Below are 17,837 nucleotides of genomic sequence, written 5' to 3' on the forward strand. Positions count from 1 at the left end.
ATATCACGCGTGTGCGATCTTAAGGATATAAAATATAAATAACAAGGAGGTGTTTGTGTGAAATTTTCGCAGTTTGAGTACAAAAGGCCAAATCTAAACACAATTCAAAGTGAATTCAAAGAGTACGTTGAACAATTGAAAAGAGCAAACAGCGTTGAAAAAGCAAAGAATTGTGTAGAAAAAATCAACAGGATCAGGGAGGATTTTTCCACTGCGTCATCCATTTGCATGATTCGCTTTTGTATGAACACAAAGGATGAATTCTACAAGAAAGAGAAAGATTATTTTGACAGCGCAAATCCAGTGATGGAAGGTCTTGTCAATGATTACTACAAGGCACTGATCGATTCGAAATTCAAAGAAGAACTTGAAGAAGTATTTGGTGAGCAACTTTTCAACATTGCAAATCTCGCTGTTAAAACTTTCAAACCAGAAATTTTGGAAGATCTCATTCAGGAAAACAAACTTGCAACTCAATATGCCGAATTGGTCTCGTCTGCCCAGATTCAGTTCAATGGCAAGAGATTAACAATTCCTCAATTGCGTGCGTTCATGCTTTCACCAGACCGAAGTATTCGAAGGCAAGCTGCGGAAACTTTGTATTCTTTCTTTTCATCTAACCAAGAAAGATCCGATGAAATATACGATCAACTTGTAAAACTCAGAACAAAGATCGCACATAAACTCGGTTATGGATCTTTTACTCAACTTGGTTACGATAGACTCGGTCGTTCAGATTACAATCCGAAGATGGTCAATGCCTTGCGAGAGGCTATTAAAAAATATGTAGTTCCCGTTGTAACCGAACTTCGAGAAAGACAAACCGAACAACTTGGTCTGGATAAATTGAAATATTACGATCTTTCAATCATCCTGAAAGAAGGGAATCCAAGACCAAAAGGAGATGAAGATGAGATAGTTTCGAAGGCAAAGAAAATGTATCAAGAAATGTCAGATGAAACCGCTGAGTTTTTCAATTTCATGCTTGAAAATGAGTTGTTGGATCTCAAATGTCGCGATGGTAAATATCCCGGCGGTTTTTGCAACTTCGTAGCTAATTACAGATCTCCTTTTATCTTTGCGAATTTCAATGGAACCGAACATGACGTTGAAGTGTTAACCCACGAGGCAGGTCATGCCTTTCAAGTTTACAGAAGTAGAGATTTCAAGATCCCCGAATATCATTGGCCTACACTTGAAGCATGTGAAATACATTCTATGAGCATGGAATTCTTCGCATGGCCGTGGATGGAGTATTTTTATCAAGATCAAGCAGAGAAAGCAAAGCTCGTTCATTTATGGGGGACTTTGAATTTCATTCCTTATGGAACGTGTGTAGATGAATTTCAACACTGTGTTTATGAAAACCCAAATATCACACCAAAAGAGAGAAGAAAACTGTGGCGGGAGATAGAGAAAACTTATATGCCAGAAATAGACTATGATGGCAACCAGTTTTTGGAGAATGGCGGCAGATGGCACCAACAAGGGCACATCTTTGAAGATCCTTTCTATTATATAGACTATGTTCTCGCACAAATTTGCGCGTTTCAATTTTGGATGAGATCTGTTAATGATAGAGAAAATGCTTTCAAAGATTATGTAAAACTCTGTGATATGGGAGGAAGCCTGCCTTTTACCAAACTCTTAGCCGTTGCGAAACTGTCTTCGCCGTTTGAGAAAAGAACAATTGAATCGGTGGCGAGATATGTTTCAAATTGGATTCACATGCACAGTAATGTGTAAAGTTCATCGAAATTTTTAACAATTTTGAAATCATTGTTTTTATTGACGCCGGATGGATCAAAGAGTATGAAATCCATTCCGGCGTTTTTTGTTGCTTGATAATCTACCACAGGATCATCTCCAACATAAACTGAATCTTTGAGGTTCACGTTACTCATTTTGGAAGCCTGAATGAACATCGCAGGATCTGGTTTTGGTTTTTTCACTTGCTCGGAGGTGAGAATAAATTCTACGTAATTTTCCAATTTGAGTATCTTTGATCTGCCGTGTTGGACTTTCTGTACACCATTTGTGAGTACTGCCATTCTCTGACCTTGGGATTTCATTTTTTCAAGAAATTCCTTAGCTCCTGGCATGAAATAGGCGGTCTTTGAGAGTTTATCGAGGTATTCTTGAGCGACTTTTTCTGCAGATATATTCAGTAAACCAATTTTTTCAAGAAATTCTTTAAATCTCGCCACAACTATGTGATCCTTGCTGTACAAGCCTTTGGAAAAATCTTGCCACCATTTTTTATTTATCTGAATATACAATTCGACTTGCTCATCGCTGAGCTCAAAACCATACTTTGAAAACACATAGCATAGCGACTCTTTCTCGGAACGAGAAAAATCAAGTAGAGTATTATCTAAATCAAAATAGACCATTTCATATTTCATCTTTCGAACTCCTCACAATCTCTAAAATAGTTTCCCATGTCTTTTTTGCGTCATCTGGAGAGATACTGCTTATATGTTCACAAGCATATACACCCCAGAAAAGTATCTTTTCTATTTGATTATCTTTCATTGTTTTGAAACCTTCTATCAATTCTTTTTCTCTGTTTGAAGGAACCTTAAAACCTTGGAGCCACATGTGGTTTGTCTTGGTGTACTTTTTCGAGAGTTCTTTTATAGTATTTGCGGCATTCTCAACGAAGGGATTTGCAGGCAGTCCAAAAGCGAACCAATAAGGGTCTGTGCCAATGTCATCTATCGATGAAAGTTTAGCTATACTCTCAAAATCTCTGATGCCAAAAAGCTCTGTCTCAAAAGGAAGAAAACACACGATGTTTTTTAGACCTTTTTGTTTCGCGTATTCAGTCATTTGCCTGAAAAATTCTATTGCCGTATCATTTCTAAAATCTGAGACATCTTGGTTGTACTCGATAGGCATTTCATAACCATATTTCTCCTCAAAGGCAGATCTGCATCTTTCGCACCTACAAGTCCACTTTTGTGGAAAATCGGTGATAGGTGTTGGTATGTGAAAGTGTGGTTCATCCCAGAATACTGCATCAAATTTCGCTTCTTTTACACTATCGATCCACTGTTTCATGTATTCTTTAAAAACTTCAGATCTCAAACAAACTGATCCCTTCAGTTTTCCATCGTTACCCACCTGAGCTTCACTCATGTTATTTTGAAGAAAGCCACTGAAGGCTTCTCCACCAAAAATTCCACCCCAACCCCATGGATCTGCCCATATCTCAAAACCCATGTCTTTACTCATCTTTGCTATTTGTCTCATAGTTTTTTCATAGAATTTGAAATCATTTTCGCTGTATGTGTGTACCAAGATGTCAAAACCAACTTCTTTAAGTGTTTGAAGGTCTTTCCCAACATACCAAGGCATTCTATTTCCAAAGTAGCTTACACCGAATTTCATATGGATTGCCCCCTTTCTTTCAAAAATTCCACGACTTCATCTTGAGTTGGTATTGAACTTTGCGCCCCTTTTCTTGTAACACTGATAGCAGCTGCCGCACTTGCAAAGATCAATGCTTTTTGGAGGTCTTTTGTTCTATCGAATTCGGCAGCAAAACCTGCATTGAAGATATCTCCTGCAGCAGTTGTGTCTATTGGTTTTACTTTGAAAGCCTCTGTTTTTACCTGTCCAAACTCTCCTTTAAAGAAAGAACCCCTTTCCCCCATTTTCACAAGTACATTCCTGCAGCCGGCTTTTAAGAGTTTTTCAACAGCCAGATCAATCTCTTTGATCTCTGTCAAAGTAAAGATCTCCGATTCATTTGGAGTTATGATATCAACGTATTTGAAAATTTCTTTGTCTATATTTTGAGCCGGTGCAGGATCAAAGATCACTAATTTACCATGTTTCTTGAAAAGCCTTGCTACCTCAAATGTGGTTTCAAAAGGTATCTCGTTTTGAAGAAGTACCATATGTGCCTTGAGTAATTCTTGTGATCTTTCATGGATAAGATCTTTTGTCAATAAACCATTTGATCCTGGATATATTATTATTCTGTTTTCACCATCTTTCGTGATCTCTATCAAAGCAAAACCATTTGGAAGATTTGTTTTTACTGCAAATTTCTCAACACCTGCTTGGGATAGTTTTTCAAATGCAAATTGACCATTTCCATCATTTCCGACACAGGTGAGAAAAGCGACTTCTGTTCCTAATTTTTTACACGCAACCGCTTGATTTGCCCCTTTACCACCTGCAAATCTTTCGAAAGAAAGACATCTTTGTGTTTCACCTGGTTTTGTAAAATGATCAACGGTGACAACAAGATCAACATTGTTGCTACCAACAATCGCAACCATTTATTCGCCTCCTAAAAATGGAGTTTAACACAGATTTTGTATCAAAGAAGCTTGATTGTGATTAAATACTAATTGGTAGGCACCTTATTAGGAGGGGTAAAAATTGAACAACGAGACAATAGAACTCACTTTATCTGATATCTTTAAAATCTTCAAAAGACGTTTTTGGTGGTTTTTGATGGTCTTTCTTGTGGTGTCTTTTGGAACTTTGATCTATCTTTTGTTTTTTACAAAACCTATTTATCAAGCAAGCGCACAGCTTCTCATGCAAACCAGCCAACCGACGATAAGTATCCCAAGCGCTGTGACCCAATTAATGGGTGTCAGCAGTCTGGGTGGGGGCACTGATGTCCAGACAGAGATCGAACTGATGAAAAGTCGACAAAACATAGAAAAATTGATTAATCAACTTAATTTGATGGAATTGTTCAAAGATAAGCAAGTGTCACTCGAAGATGTTGTGAATGTAATCAGTGAAAAATGGTTGAAGATAGAAAGTGTTAAGAACACAAGAGTAATACAAGTATCAGCTGAACATGAGAATCCAGAAGTCGCAGCAAAAGTTGTGAATTCTTTGATCGATATTTATTTAGACATGAGAAGTCGGTTGATTGTGAATGAATACAGCGCTCGTGTTGATTTCATAGAAAGGCAATTACCTGGTATTGAGCAGGAATTGAAAGATGTCGAAGATAGATTGAGAAAATTTAAAGAGGAAAACCAGATTTATTCGCTGAGTGATCAAACGGCAAAACTCGTTGAAGGTGTAGCACAGTTTGATGCGAAGGTTTATGAAGCAAAAGTGTCCATAGAACAAGTCAAGACTGGGATCAAGGCAGCAGAAGATATGTTGAAAAAGGTTGATCAAAAGATTGTATCGTCTGAAACAATTAGCACGAATCCCGTTGTTCAACAACTTCGATCTAAACTCGTTGATCTTCAGGTAGAGCTTTCTGCTTTGCTCCAGACATATTCAGAAACCGATAGAAGGGTTGTCTCGTTGAAGAAACAAATCGAAGAAACACAAGATCTTTTGCAAAAAGAGATTAGTAAGGTTATAAGTGCAGAGATTCAAACGATAAATCCCGCTTATTCTGAACTTTATACTACCTGGATTTTAAAGCAAACAGAGCTTCAAGTTCAGCAAGCAACTTTAGTTGCCGTGGAGAAAATCAGAGATGAATATCTAAAGAAAGTTTCAACAATTCCATCGATTGAACAAAAGCTTTTCGAATTAGAGAGACAAAAACAGGCAAAACAAACTACCTATTTAGCTCTTTTGAGCCAGTACGAACAGGCAAAAATAGGTGCTGTTGGTACCGTTAGTAATGTGCGTGTTATCACAAGCGCTGTTATACCAAATAGACCTTCAAAACCGAATAAAAAACTCACACTTGCCATAGGCGGTGTACTGGGGATCTTTCTTGGGATTGTCGTGGTTTTCATCAGAGAAGTGACAGATAAGAAATTCAGAGCACCAGATGAATTAGAAAGAATCTTTCCAAAGATACCAATCTTGGGAACGATATCGCATGACAAAACTGCGAAGGGTAAAGATCTTTTGGTCACATTTGAATGTGAAAAAGAAGAGATCTGCAGTGATTTCAAATACGCAGCCGCAATGGTATTGGATATGCCTATAAAAATTTTTGGCTTGACGAGTGCAGGTGAAAAGGAAGGGAAGACCTTTGTTGCTTCCAATCTTGCATATATTCTTTCAAAAATGGCTCAAAAAACTTTGTTGATCGATATGAGTACAAACTCACCCATGCTTTCAGAGGTTTTCTCTCTTGAAAATAATGGTGATATCAGAGATTTGATCAATGGATTGCCTTTAGAAAACTGTATCACGAAATTTTCTGATAATCTCCACATCTTACCACTTAACGAAAAAGATAGTTGGTTTCTCAGCAATCCAAAACTTGTCGACTCTCTTGGAAAACTCGTTGGATTATACGACAAGATCATCGTAGATATGCCGTCGCTCAATAGTGCAGAGGGTATTCTTGCAAGCAAAGCTGTTGAAAAATTTGCTCTGGTGATTTGTCTTGGCAAGAGTAATAAGAGCTTAATCACTTCGTTTGTCAATTCAAACACTGCAAATAAATTGATTGGTATTATTGTAAACGGGATTAATCGATGATCAGGGAGATAACGGCTAAAACAGCCATTACTCGCACTAAGATCCCCGTTGCAAAATATGTGATCAACCCATACATCGGTTGCACTTTTGGATGTTTATATTGTTATGCCCGTTTCATAGGACCTTTCAAATACACTGGTTACAAATGGGGAAAAGATGTTTTGGTCAAAACCAACGTTGCACAACTGGTTGAAAAAGAATTGATCAAAACTAAAGGTGATTTCTTCCTGTCGAGTATTTGCGATCCATACCAACACATGGAAAAAAAGTATGAAATGACACGAAAGATCATTCAGATTCTAACTTCACATTTCAGAAAAGCTCACATCATGACCAAATCAAATCTCATTTTGAGAGATATCGATCTTCTGAAAGACCTTTCTGTAACACTTACAATTACTACAGACCGCGAAGATGTTAGAAAGATTCTTGAGCCAGGTGCTCCTTCCGTTGAAGAGAGATTTGAAACACTCAGAAAACTCAAGGAAGCTGGTATTGATGTCTCTGTCTTTGTAGGACCTGTTATTGTTATGGATGCAGAGCATCTTGCCTATATGCTTTCAAAGTATGTAGATAGAGTAATGCTCGATGCACTCAATTACCATAGGCAAGTGCAAATGGTGTATGAAAAATATGGTTGGACGGATTGGCTGACCAAAGACAAGTTTCTTGAAGTAGTTGAAAGATTTGAGAGAGTTTTTGGAAAAGGTTCTGTTAGATATTGAATATACTGTTTTCTATCAAATATTCTGCTGCACCTGTTAATATTGCATCGGGGTTGTTGAGAGATTTTCTTATGAAAACTTCAAATCCATAAAATCTTTCCCTGGCTAATCTTTCAACTTCCAGAAGGTATTTTTCATCAAAGATGGCATATCTTCCGCCAACGACAAAATGACAGATATCTGTTATTGAGAGAACATTCTGTACAATGCTGAAGAGTAAACTGACTAAGGTTTTGATTGAGATTTCTCCTTTTGTTGAATACTCACTCAAGATTTGAGGATAAACATCACCAACAGTTGTGAATGGTTCGCAGTTGTAAATCATCCTACCGATCTCACCTGTATAGGTTAAGAGCGATATCTTTTCGATAATACATGTTCTCAAAATAAATGTTTTTGATTGCATCATAAACGACTTTTCTTGCTTGTTCATAACTCTGTGATTTCGCACAGATATTCAAAACTCTGCCACCGTTTGTTAGAATTTTTTCGTCGACCTTTTTTGTGCCTGCGTGAAAGATGACCACATCTTTTTCTATACTTTTCAAGCCAGAGATTTCAAATCCCGTCTTGTAAGAATCTGGATATCCACCGCTTACCAACACTACACAAACGGCTTTTTCGTCTGACCATTTTATTGAACGATTATTCAGACTTCCTTCTACCGTGGCTTGTAAAATCTCTACAAGATTATTTTTCAACAGCATCAATATCACCTGTGTTTCTGGATCTCCAAATCTACAATTGAATTCCAATACTTTTGGTCCATCTTTTGTGATCATCAACCCTGCGTAGAGCACACCTTTGTACTCGATTCCTTCATCTTGTAGGGCTTTAACAGTTTTAGTGAGAATCCGATGATAGACATATTCCGCCGTCTCTTTTGAGTAATATGGGCACGGTGCAATTGCCCCCATTCCACCGGTGTTAGGACCACGATCATTATCACAGGCTCTCTTGTAGTCCATACTGCTAACCATGGGAATCACGGTTTTTCCATCACAAAAAGCCAGAACAGAGACTTCCTTTCCTTGGAGAAATTCTTCGATTATCACCTTATTTCCTGCTTCGCCAAAGATTTTTTTGTTCATAATATCATCTATTGCTTTGTATGCATCCTTTTTTGATTTTGCAACAATAGCACCCTTTCCCGCGGCAAGTCCGTCGGCCTTCACAACAATTGGTGTGTCGATTTTACAAAGATATTTTTGAGCATCTATTTGATTGTCAAAGACTTCAAACTTAGCCGTTGGTATATTGTACTTTGACATGAGAAGTTTTGCAAAGACTTTGCTACTTTCTATCATTGCAGCCTTTTTGTTCGGTCCAAAGACCTTTAAACCATGTTTTTCAAATTCATCAACGATACCATTCGCAAGGTAGATCTCTGGACCCACTACTGTAAGATCTATCTTTTCTCGAACAGCAAAGTTTAATATATCTTGGATATTTGTCAAAACAGAGCATTTTGCGTCTTCACAGATTCCACCATTTCCAGGAGTGCAGAAAAGCTCTATTTCTTTATCAAAAGACAGTTTCCAAACCAGCGCGTGTTCCCTTCCGCCTTGTCCAACCACCAAGATTTTCACAAAACCACCTCAGTGTTTGAAATGTCTTGTGCCCGTGAAGATCATTGCAATATTGTATTGATTTGCAATTTCAATAACCTGTTGATCTCTTATCGATCCTCCTGGCTGAATCACCGCGGAAATACCACTTTTTGCTGCAACTTCGAGTGCATCTGGAAATGGGAAAAAGGCATCTGAAGCAAGAACCGATCCCTTTGCTTTTTCACCTGCCATTCTCACACAATGCTCAGTCGGCCACAATCTGTTTACTTGACCCGTACCTATTCCAAGAGTACATAGATCTTTGGCAACTACGATTGCATTTGATTTTGCGTGCTTAACTACTTTCCAGGCGAAGATGAGATCTCTCATTTCACTACTTGTTGGAGCTCTCTTGGTCACTACTTTGAGTTCTTCATAATCGAGATTGTCTTTTGTTTGTAAAAGAATACCTCCGCTGATCTTTTTGAAATCAAATGGTTCATCTTCTGCTGAAAAGTCGATTTTCAGAATTCTCAGATTTTTCTTTTTCGATAAAACCATCAATGCATCTTGTGTGTAGTCGGGTGCAAGTGTTACTTCAAGAAAGATCTCTGAGAGTTTAGCGGCCAATGTCTTGTCAACAGTTCTGTTGAATGCGACGATACCACCAAAGATAGAGATAGGATCAGCTTGATATGTTTTTTCAAATGCCACCGAGATATCTTCATCGCATGCAACTCCACAGGGATTGGTGTGTTTTATGGCCACGGCACATGGCATATCAAATTCTTTTACAAGTTCAAAGGCGGCATCTGCATCGCATAGATTGTTGAAGGAAAGTTCCTTTCCTTGTAATTGCTGAGCATTCACTATCGCTGAAGATTTTGAGAAAGGGTTCTTGTAAAGTACAGCCTTTTGGTGAGGATTTTCTCCATATCTAAGGTCGTAGAGTTTCTCAAATGTTGGTGTAAATGTTTTCGGAAATTCTTCCATATTTAATTTTTCTCTGAAAAACTGGGAAATCATTGCATCATAATGTGCGGTATGCTCAAAGGATTTTAAAGCAAGCTTCATTCTCTCGTTTTCTGTAATAGTTTCTCTCTTAGAAAGTTTATCGATGAGCCATTCGTAATCAGATGGATCACACACCACAAGAACATCTTTATAATTTTTTGCAGCCGAACGGAGCATCGATGGCCCACCTATGTCTATGTTTTCCAATATTTGTTCCAAGTCATTTGTCTTTTGGACAGTTTCTTTGAATGGATAGAGATTGACAACCACGATATCGATCGGTGTAATTGAGAATTTTTTGAGTTCTTCCAGGTGTTCTTTTTTGTCTCTCTTCGCGAGAATCGCCCCATGAATTGATGGATGCAATGTCTTCACTCTTCCATTCAATATTTCTGGGAATGATGTTATTTGCTGTACTTCTAAGACTTCAAGGCCGTTTTCTTTCAAATATCTTGCGGTACCACCTGTACTAACAATCTCCACGTTCAATTCAGACAATTTTTTTGCAAAACTGACAAGACCTTCTTTGTTCGAAACAGATATCAACGCTCGCATTTTTTCACTCCTCTATAAAAACCTTTCGCCCGACAATTTTGAGTTTTCCTTCGGCAAACAATCTGATCGCCTCTGGTAATATTTGGTGTTCTATTTGATGAACTTTCAAAGCCACTGTTTCTGCAGTATCGTTATCTTTGACTTCGATTGCCTTTTGAATTATTATTGGACCTGCATCGACATTTTCATCTACAAAATGAACCGTTGCACCAGTGATCTTAACTCCACTATCGATAACTGCTTGGTGTACCTTCATACCGTAAAAATCTTTACCACAAAAGGCTGGTATCAGAGATGGATGTATATTGATGATTCTGTTCCTGAAAGCTCCAATGAAATGTGGTGAGAGGATCTTCATGAAACCAGCCAAAACAACCAATTCGACATCATGAGATTTCAATATGTCGATCATCTTTTGCTCATAAGACACTTTATCAGCAAAATCTCTTGGCTTTACGACAAAAGTTGGTATAGAATGCTTGCTTGCCCTTTGCAAAGCATAAGCATCTGGTTTATCACTTATCACTACGACTACGCGGACGGGCAGTTCTTTTTTCTCGGATTTATCTATTATCGTTTGAAGGTTTGTTCCATTTCCAGATGCGAGGATTCCAACTTTTAAGATATTCAAACCATTACACCTCTTTCACCTTTAAAGATCTGACCAATAATCCATGCATTTTGCCCTTGAATTTGTAATTTTTTGATAATAGTATCTGCGCTATCTTTCTCGACAACTAAAATAAAGCCTATTCCCATGTTGAAGGTCCTAAACATTTCTTTCTCTTCCATTTTTCCCATACTTTGAATTAGATGAAAGATCACAGGCACTTCCCATGATTTTTTATCCAATCTCGCTTCAAGGCCCTCTGGTATGACTCTTGGAAGGTTCTCCACGATCCCTCCACCGGTTATATGAGCCATTGCATGAACATTTTCATCGAGTATCTCGAGAATTGGTTTGACATAAATCTTCGTCGGAATCAATAACTCTTCACCGAGGGTTTTTTTAAGATCATCTATGTATGTATTTAGTTTCATATCTTTCAGAAGTAATTTTCTAACCAGGGAGAATCCATTGCTGTGAAGACCACTTGAAGCAAGACCAATAACAACATCACCTTCTTTGACCTTTGAGCCATCCAATAATCTTTCTTTTTCGACTATACCAACCGCAAAGCCTGCGAGGTCATACTCATCTTCTTTGTACATATCTGGCATCTGTGCCGTTTCGCCACCTATTAGGGCACATCTGGCTTGAATGCAACCATCGCAAATACCTTTAACTATCTGAGCAACTTTTTCGGGAATGAGCTTTCCAACGGCGATATAATCAAGAAAGAAAAGTGGTACCGCACCGTGGACTAATACGTCGTTCACACACATTGCAACACAATCAATTCCAACTGTATCGTGCTTATCCATCATAAAAGCTATCTTTAGTTTTGTGCCAACTCCATCGGTTCCTGCGACTAATACAGGATTTTTGTGTGAATTGTCTATTTGAAAAAAACCACCAAAACTTCCTATATCTCCAAGAACGCCTTTTGTATAGGTCGATTGAACATATTTTCTGATCATTTTTACGGCAGCGTCTGCAGCATCTATGTCGACTCCACTGTCTTTGTATGTGATAGACATCACATCACCTCATCTTTTTTCAAAAAGATACTTTCTACCTTCTCTTGGTATTTCAATGGGGTATTCGCCTGTAAAGCAGGCTAAACATAGATTTTGTTTACTTAGGCCAGTTGCTTTGACTAAACCCTCAATACTCAGATAACCAAGACTATCTGCGCCGATAAACTCTTTGATCATCTCAAGATTGTTATCTGACGCGATCAATTCTTTTCTTGTTGAAGTGTCTATTCCAAAATAGCAACTGTGAGTTATTGGAGGAGAACTTATCCTCACATGTACTTCTCTTGCACCGCAATCTTTCAACATTCTAACGATCTGTCCCATGGTCGTTCCACGAACAATCGAATCATCTACCAAAACAATCCGTTTACCTTTGATTAAGTCTCTAAGTGGGCTGAGTTTCAATCTCACACCAAGACTTCTCATTCTTTGAGATGGTTGAATGAAGGTTCTTCCTATATAACGATTCTTGATCAATCCCATGCCCATTGGTATATGAGATGCGTCTGAAAATCCTATAGCCGCAACATTTCCTGAATCAGGTACAGCAACAACAAGGTCTGCATCAACAGGATGCTCTCTTGCCAATATTGTGCCTGCTTCCCATCTTGTTTGATATACACTCACTTGGTCTATCGTGCTATCTGGTCTTGCAAAATAGACAAATTCAAAGACACATAGCGATTTCTTTGAGCTTTTTTTCTTGAAAGATTTAAGGCCATCCTCATCAAATACAACGATTTCTCCAGGTTCAACATCTCTAATGAATGTAGCACCTATGGTATCAAATGCGGCACTTTCCGATGCTATTACATAAGAACCGTTATAAGAACCAATGCACAACGGGCGAAAACCATGAGAATCTCTAACTGCAATGAGTTTGTCTTTGGACATTATCAAAAGCGAATAAGCACCGTGCACTTTTTCAACACATTCAAATATTGCGTCGATCAATGATTTACGTGATTTTGCAATCAAAGCTGCAACTACTTCACTGTCTGTGGTTGTATGAAACATTATGCCGTTTTGTTCAAGTTCATTTCTCAATTCGTACGCATTGACGATGTTTCCATTGTGAGCCACAGCCAATTCACCTGAGTGATATTTCACAACCAGTGGTTGTGCATTGCTCAAAGAATTACTTCCCGTTGTTGAATATCTGACATGCCCAATAGCCATCTTTCCACCGAGTAGATCGAGGTCTTCTTCGTTAAAAACTTCAGACACCAAACCCAGACCTTTGTGGTATCTAATCGAATTCTGATCACTCACCGCTATGCCGGCGCTTTCTTGTCCTCTGTGCTGCAGAGCAAAAAGTCCATAATACACAGTCTTTGCTATTGATTCATCATATTGCGAAGAAAAAACACCCAGTAAACCACAGGCTTCTTTCAATGGCATTATTGATTCACCAGCTTTTCGAGTGAATGATCGTATATACTTTGTATCTCATTTACAGTCGTGTCTATAACTCGATTGTCATTGATTTTGATGATGAAATCTTGTTTTATTACTTCTCCAATTACAGTTGCTGGAAGGTCTTCTTGTTGAACAATTTCCCAGAAAGACGAGATTTTTTCCTTTGAAACACTGATTAAAATTCTCGACTGATCCTCGCCGAAAAGTACAAAATCTGGTCTCTTATTGGTTTTCAGTTCACACGACACTCCAAGATTTCCCAGAATGCACGATTCTGCAAGGGAAATTGCTAAACCGCCTTCTGAAAGATCGTGCGCTGAATTTACGATCTTTTCTCGTATCAATCTTAAACAAGTCTTTTGGAGTCTTTTTTCCATCTCAAGATCGACACATGGTGGTTTACCTGATTCGACTTTGAAGATGAATCTCGTGTATTCACAGGCGAACTCTTCGCTACGGTTGTTTCCCAATAGTATCACAACATCTCCTGGATTTTTAAAACCTGCCGTACACAAAGATGAAAGATCCTCTATCAAACCAACCATACCAATCACTGGAGTTGGATATATCTTTCTTTGAGGACTTTCATTGTAAAGGCTCACATTTCCACTCACAACTGGTATCTCCAGATATTTAGCGGCATCAGCTATACCCTGTATGGCTCTTTGAAGTTGATAAGCTATCTTTGGATCGTCTGGATTTGCAAAATTCAAGCAATCCGTTATACCAACTGGTTCTGCGCCGGTTACGACTAAATTTCTTGCGGCTTCACAAACCGCGATCTTTGTACCTTCGTATGGATCTAAATAGCAATAAAAACTATTACAGTCTGTTGTTACCGCGATTGCTTTGTTCAAATCTTTTATTCTCAAAACTGCTGCATCTGAACCAGGTAATACAACCGTGTTTGTCCCAACTCTGTGATCATACCTTTCATAGACAAATCTCCTACTGCAGATATTCTCGCTTCTAAGGAGTTCAAAGAAGATCTCTTGCAGATTATCTAATTGTGGAAAATTTGTCTGGCAAGAATCTGTCCATGGAATTGCTTCGAGATCAACGATCGGTACCTTATCGGTGAGAGCTTTCACTGGTATCTGAGCGACAACCTGGTCCTTCATTTTCACAGTGAAAAGACCATCATCTGTTATCTTTCCTATGATCTGTGCATGGAGGTCCCACTTTTCAAAGATCTCCTTGACTATTTTCTCAGATCCCGGTTTGATAATGAGAAGCATTCTCTCTTGGGATTCTGAAAGAACAATTTCGTAAGGAGTCATTCCCTCTTCTCTTTGTGGCACGAGTGAAAGTTCTATTTCTATACCTTTGTTTCCTTTTGAAGCAACTTCTGAGCATGCAGATGTCAAACCCGCAGCACCAAGATCTTGAATCGCCAATACACAATCGAGTTTGCTTGCCTCGAGGCATGCCTCAATGAGTAGTTTTTCTGTGAAAGGATCTCCTATTTGAACAGATGGTCTTTTCTTTTCAGATTGTTCGGTGAGGTTTTCTGAGGCAAAACTCGCGCCGTGTATACCATCTCTTCCTGTAGAACTACCAACGAGCATCACGAGACTACTCGACTCAGTCGCTTTTGAAAGTTTTATTTCTTTTTTTCTGGCTATACCAACGCACATCACATTAACCAAAGGATTGTCATCGTAACAATCATTGAAATATATCTCACCAGCAACTGTGGGAACTCCTATACAATTTCCATAATGTGCTATACCTGAAATCACACCCGAGAATAGGTATTTTGTCTTTGGATCCTTGAGATCGCCAAACCTGAGAGAATCGAGTAAAGCTATCGGTCGTGCGCCCATTGCAAAGATGTCTCTCACGATACCACCAATTCCGGTCGCAGCGCCTTGGAATGGTTCCACAGCCGATGGGTGGTTGTGACTCTCCATTTTAAAGACAACAACCAGATCATCACCTATATCAACTACACCTGCGTTTTCTCCAGGTCCTTGGATAACTCTTTTGCCCTTTGTTGGGAATTCCTTGAGAAGTTTTTTCGTGTGTTTGTAACTGCAATGTTCAGACCACATGACTGAAAACATTCCAAGCTCAATTTCATTTGGTTCTCTTTGTAATATTTCAACGATCTTTTTGTATTCTTTCTCGCTCAGTCCGAGTTCTTTATATGAGTGCATGAGATTTCCTCCGTTCTATGTACAAAGCGATTGATTCAAAGATCTTTTTCCCGTCTATTGAACCAAGGATATCTTCGGTACATCTTTCTGGGTGGGGCATTAAACCGAACACGTTGTTATTTTGATTGATAATACCCGCTATGTTTGAAACAGATCCATTTGGGTTGGATCTTTCATCGATCTTTCCGCTCCTGTCACAATATCGCAGAACAACTTGAGATTCTACTTTCTTTGGATTTTGAATAAAATAATTTCCCTCACCATGTGCAATGCTCATCTTTACAATTTCTCCCATAGAATACATGAGCGTGAAAGGTGTGGAATTATTCTCAACACGCAAATACACATCATGACAGTGAAATCTCAGATCTTTGTTTTTCATCAGCACACCGGGAAGAAGGCCTGCCTCGGTCAGTATCTGAAAACCATTACAGATACCGAGTACCAAAGTGCCATTTTGCGCCGAATCAACGACACTTTTCATAACTGGTGAAAATCTTGCTATTGCACCAGCTCTCAGGTAATCTCCATAAGAAAACCCACCTGGTAAGACTATCAAGTCGAACTCATTTGGTGCAAAATTCTCCTTGTGAAAAACATATTGGCAGTCAAAGCCAAGGACGTACTTCAAGACATAGTAAGCATCTGAGTCGCAATTTGACCCAGGAAAGACTATGACTGCCGATCTCATCTTATCTCCTCCACAGACAAAATTAGATATTTTTCTATAACTGGATTGGCAAGTAGCTTTTCACACATTTGTTCAATCTCAGATTTCAACTTTGTCTGATTTTTCACATCGATATCGATTTCGATTATTTTACCCATCCTCACATCTTTAACATTTTCAAATCCAAGATGATGCAATGCCTGTTTAACGGCATTACCTTGGGGATCGAGTACACCATCTTTAAACATGATTTCGATCTTTGCTCTATACACAAAATCACTCCTAACTGCTTACCCTTTTGTATATTTCCCAATAAGCTTCCTCGATTTTGCCAAGGTCTCTTCTGAATCTATCTTTGTCAAGTTTCTCCTTTGTTGAGCTATCCCAGAACCTACAGGTATCCGGTGAAATTTCGTCGGCAAGCAATATTTGTCCATCCATTCTTCCAAATTCGAGCTTGAAATCAACCAGGACTATGTTCCTGCTTTCTAAAAAGTTCTTCAGGATTTCATTAACCTTTAGCGCTGTTTGCTCGATCCTTCCAATCTCTTCCTCTGACGCCAAATTCAATGCGAGTACATGATAGTGATTTATCATCGGGTCTCCTAATTCATCGCTCTTGTAGCAAAGTTCGAGAACGGTTTTTTTGAGAGTAGTTCCTTCGGCTAAACCCAATCTTTTTGAAAGGCTTCCGGCAACGATATTTCTCACAATGACCTCTATGGGTATTATCTTCACTGCTTTGACGAGCATTTCTCTATCGTTCAGTAGTTTGATGAAATGGGTTTGAATGCCATTCTTCTCGAGTAATTCGAAAAAGATCGCTGAGATTTTGTTGTTCAAGATACCTTTGTTTGGGATCGTTCCTTTTTTCTTACCATCAAAAGCCGTTGCATCGTCTTTGTATTCGATTATCAAAAGATTTGGGTCACTTGTTTGATATACCCTTTTTGCTTTTCCTTCGTAAATCATCTGCTTTTTTTCCATCATCTCACCCTTCCCTTAGTTTTTTGTTTTTATCCAATACGGCTTTTCTGAGATCATCTTTGTACTTTGCGAGTTTTTCCCTGAGATTTTGATTGTTCAAAGACAAAATCTCTATTGCAAATAATGCGGCATTCTTGGCTCCATCTATGGTCATCGTTGCAACAGGTACACCAGTTGGCATCTGGCAGATTGACAAAAGTGAGTCAAGTCCGTTTAAAGAAGCAGAAATTGGTACACCGATCACTGGTAATGTGGTCACAGATGCTATGATTCCTGGTAGATGTGCAGCCTTACCAGCCATGGCAATGATCACCGAATATTCTTTTTCTGCGTTTTTTGCAAGATCGATCGTTTCATATGGTGTCCGATGGGCAGAGAGGATGAAAATCTCGTGTGGAATGTCAAAAGATTTGAGCACCTCAGACGCTTCTTGAGCGTACTTTAAATCGCTATCGCTTCCCACGACAATGGCAATTTTCATGCAAAGCACCTCCAAAAAATAAAAAATCGGTAGTGAAAGTCTCTACCGAAAAGAAATTAGCCCTTGTAGCCAGGACAGTTTACGGCTGTCCGGTAGAGACTTCCGAGCCCTATTCTCGGAATTATACAAGGGCATTTCCCCGTGGGAGGGAAATATTCACTTGTACAGTTTAATAATATCATGAAGCTTAATCAGAGATAT

General features: G+C 38.8%; 17 protein-coding genes and 1 riboswitch. Of the genes, 3 read left to right on the forward strand and 14 right to left on the reverse strand.

Going from position 1 to position 17,837, the window contains the following annotated elements:
- Positions 1-57 precede the first annotated feature (57 nt).
- A complete protein-coding gene (locus TSP02S_RS02800) occupies positions 58-1,746 on the forward strand; it encodes a M3 family oligoendopeptidase (RefSeq protein WP_041081706.1) in 1,689 nt (562 codons plus the stop codon).
- Here the strand turns inward: TSP02S_RS02800 and TSP02S_RS02805 are convergent.
- From TSP02S_RS02805 to rbsK, 3 genes are read right to left on the reverse strand one after another with little or no spacing between them, the layout of a single operon-like run.
- A complete protein-coding gene (locus TSP02S_RS02805; protein ID WP_041081708.1) occupies positions 1,725-2,405 on the reverse strand; it encodes a YjjG family noncanonical pyrimidine nucleotidase in 681 nt (226 codons plus the stop codon). The two genes, TSP02S_RS02800 and TSP02S_RS02805, sit on opposite strands and share 22 nt — an antisense overlap.
- The gene (locus TSP02S_RS02810) at positions 2,395-3,393 is read right to left on the reverse strand and encodes a hypothetical protein (RefSeq protein WP_041081709.1); all 999 of its coding nucleotides are present in this window, start codon (positions 3,391-3,393) and stop codon (positions 2,395-2,397) included. The genes TSP02S_RS02805 and TSP02S_RS02810 overlap by 11 nt, the downstream gene beginning before the upstream one ends.
- Complete coding sequence (rbsK, locus tag TSP02S_RS02815) at positions 3,390-4,292, reverse strand: ribokinase (RefSeq protein WP_041081711.1); 903 nt, start codon at positions 4,290-4,292, stop codon at positions 3,390-3,392. The genes TSP02S_RS02810 and rbsK overlap by 4 nt, the downstream gene beginning before the upstream one ends.
- A gap of 103 nt (positions 4,293-4,395) precedes the next feature.
- Between rbsK and TSP02S_RS02820 the strand changes: the two genes are divergently transcribed.
- Together TSP02S_RS02820 and TSP02S_RS02825 are read left to right on the forward strand one after the other, a co-directional pair.
- On the forward strand, positions 4,396-6,435 hold the full coding sequence (locus tag TSP02S_RS02820; protein ID WP_041081712.1) for an exopolysaccharide transport family protein: 2,040 nt from the start codon (positions 4,396-4,398) through the stop codon (positions 6,433-6,435).
- The gene (locus TSP02S_RS02825; RefSeq protein ID WP_041081714.1) at positions 6,432-7,160 is read left to right on the forward strand and encodes an SPL family radical SAM protein; all 729 of its coding nucleotides are present in this window, start codon (positions 6,432-6,434) and stop codon (positions 7,158-7,160) included. Before TSP02S_RS02820 ends, TSP02S_RS02825 begins: the two co-directional genes overlap by 4 nt.
- On the opposite strand, the gene TSP02S_RS02830 is transcribed toward TSP02S_RS02825, so the two are convergent.
- From TSP02S_RS02830 to purE, 11 genes are read right to left on the reverse strand one after another with little or no spacing between them, the layout of a single operon-like run.
- A complete protein-coding gene (locus tag TSP02S_RS02830) occupies positions 7,150-7,545 on the reverse strand; it encodes a hypothetical protein (RefSeq protein ID WP_171816287.1) in 396 nt (131 codons plus the stop codon). The genes TSP02S_RS02825 and TSP02S_RS02830 overlap by 11 nt on opposite strands.
- Positions 7,496-8,749, reverse strand: coding sequence for a phosphoribosylamine--glycine ligase (purD, locus tag TSP02S_RS02835; RefSeq protein WP_041081717.1), 1,254 nt, complete (start codon positions 8,747-8,749; stop codon positions 7,496-7,498). The genes TSP02S_RS02830 and purD overlap by 50 nt, the downstream gene beginning before the upstream one ends.
- Before the next feature lie 9 nt (positions 8,750-8,758).
- Positions 8,759-10,279, reverse strand: coding sequence for a bifunctional phosphoribosylaminoimidazolecarboxamide formyltransferase/IMP cyclohydrolase (gene purH / locus TSP02S_RS02840; RefSeq protein WP_041081719.1), 1,521 nt, complete (start codon positions 10,277-10,279; stop codon positions 8,759-8,761).
- Positions 10,280-10,283: 4 nt separating this feature from the next.
- The gene (gene purN, locus TSP02S_RS02845; RefSeq protein ID WP_198407760.1) at positions 10,284-10,910 is read right to left on the reverse strand and encodes a phosphoribosylglycinamide formyltransferase; all 627 of its coding nucleotides are present in this window, start codon (positions 10,908-10,910) and stop codon (positions 10,284-10,286) included.
- Positions 10,907-11,920 carry a phosphoribosylformylglycinamidine cyclo-ligase gene (gene purM, locus TSP02S_RS02850; protein WP_041081721.1) on the reverse strand — a complete coding sequence of 338 codons (1,014 nt, stop codon included), beginning with the start codon at positions 11,918-11,920 and terminating at the stop codon, positions 10,907-10,909. Before purM ends, purN begins: the two co-directional genes overlap by 4 nt.
- Positions 11,921-11,929: 9 nt before the next feature.
- Positions 11,930-13,321, reverse strand: coding sequence for an amidophosphoribosyltransferase (purF, locus tag TSP02S_RS02855; RefSeq protein WP_041081722.1), 1,392 nt, complete (start codon positions 13,319-13,321; stop codon positions 11,930-11,932).
- A complete protein-coding gene (purL, locus tag TSP02S_RS02860; RefSeq protein ID WP_041081724.1) occupies positions 13,321-15,498 on the reverse strand; it encodes a phosphoribosylformylglycinamidine synthase subunit PurL in 2,178 nt (725 codons plus the stop codon). The genes purF and purL overlap by 1 nt, the downstream gene beginning before the upstream one ends.
- Positions 15,485-16,189: a phosphoribosylformylglycinamidine synthase subunit PurQ gene (gene purQ / locus TSP02S_RS02865; RefSeq protein ID WP_041081726.1), complete on the reverse strand. Its 705-nt coding sequence runs from the start codon at positions 16,187-16,189 to the stop codon at positions 15,485-15,487. Before purQ ends, purL begins: the two co-directional genes overlap by 14 nt.
- Complete coding sequence (purS, locus tag TSP02S_RS02870) at positions 16,186-16,440, reverse strand: phosphoribosylformylglycinamidine synthase subunit PurS (RefSeq protein ID WP_082025881.1); 255 nt, start codon at positions 16,438-16,440, stop codon at positions 16,186-16,188. Before purS ends, purQ begins: the two co-directional genes overlap by 4 nt.
- 10 nt (positions 16,441-16,450) lie before the next feature.
- Positions 16,451-17,155, reverse strand: coding sequence for a phosphoribosylaminoimidazolesuccinocarboxamide synthase (gene purC / locus TSP02S_RS02875; RefSeq protein WP_041084048.1), 705 nt, complete (start codon positions 17,153-17,155; stop codon positions 16,451-16,453).
- Positions 17,156-17,159: 4 nt separating this feature from the next.
- Entirely contained in the window at positions 17,160-17,636 is a 477-nt protein-coding gene (gene purE / locus TSP02S_RS02880; RefSeq protein WP_041081727.1) for a 5-(carboxyamino)imidazole ribonucleotide mutase, read from the reverse strand.
- Between the two features lie 46 nt (positions 17,637-17,682).
- Positions 17,683-17,785, reverse strand: a riboswitch (purine riboswitch).
- Between the last annotated feature and the right edge of the window lie 52 nt (positions 17,786-17,837).

Source organism: Thermotoga profunda AZM34c06, assembly GCF_000828675.1.
GTDB lineage: Bacteria > Thermotogota > Thermotogae > Thermotogales > DSM-5069 > Pseudothermotoga_B > Pseudothermotoga_B profunda.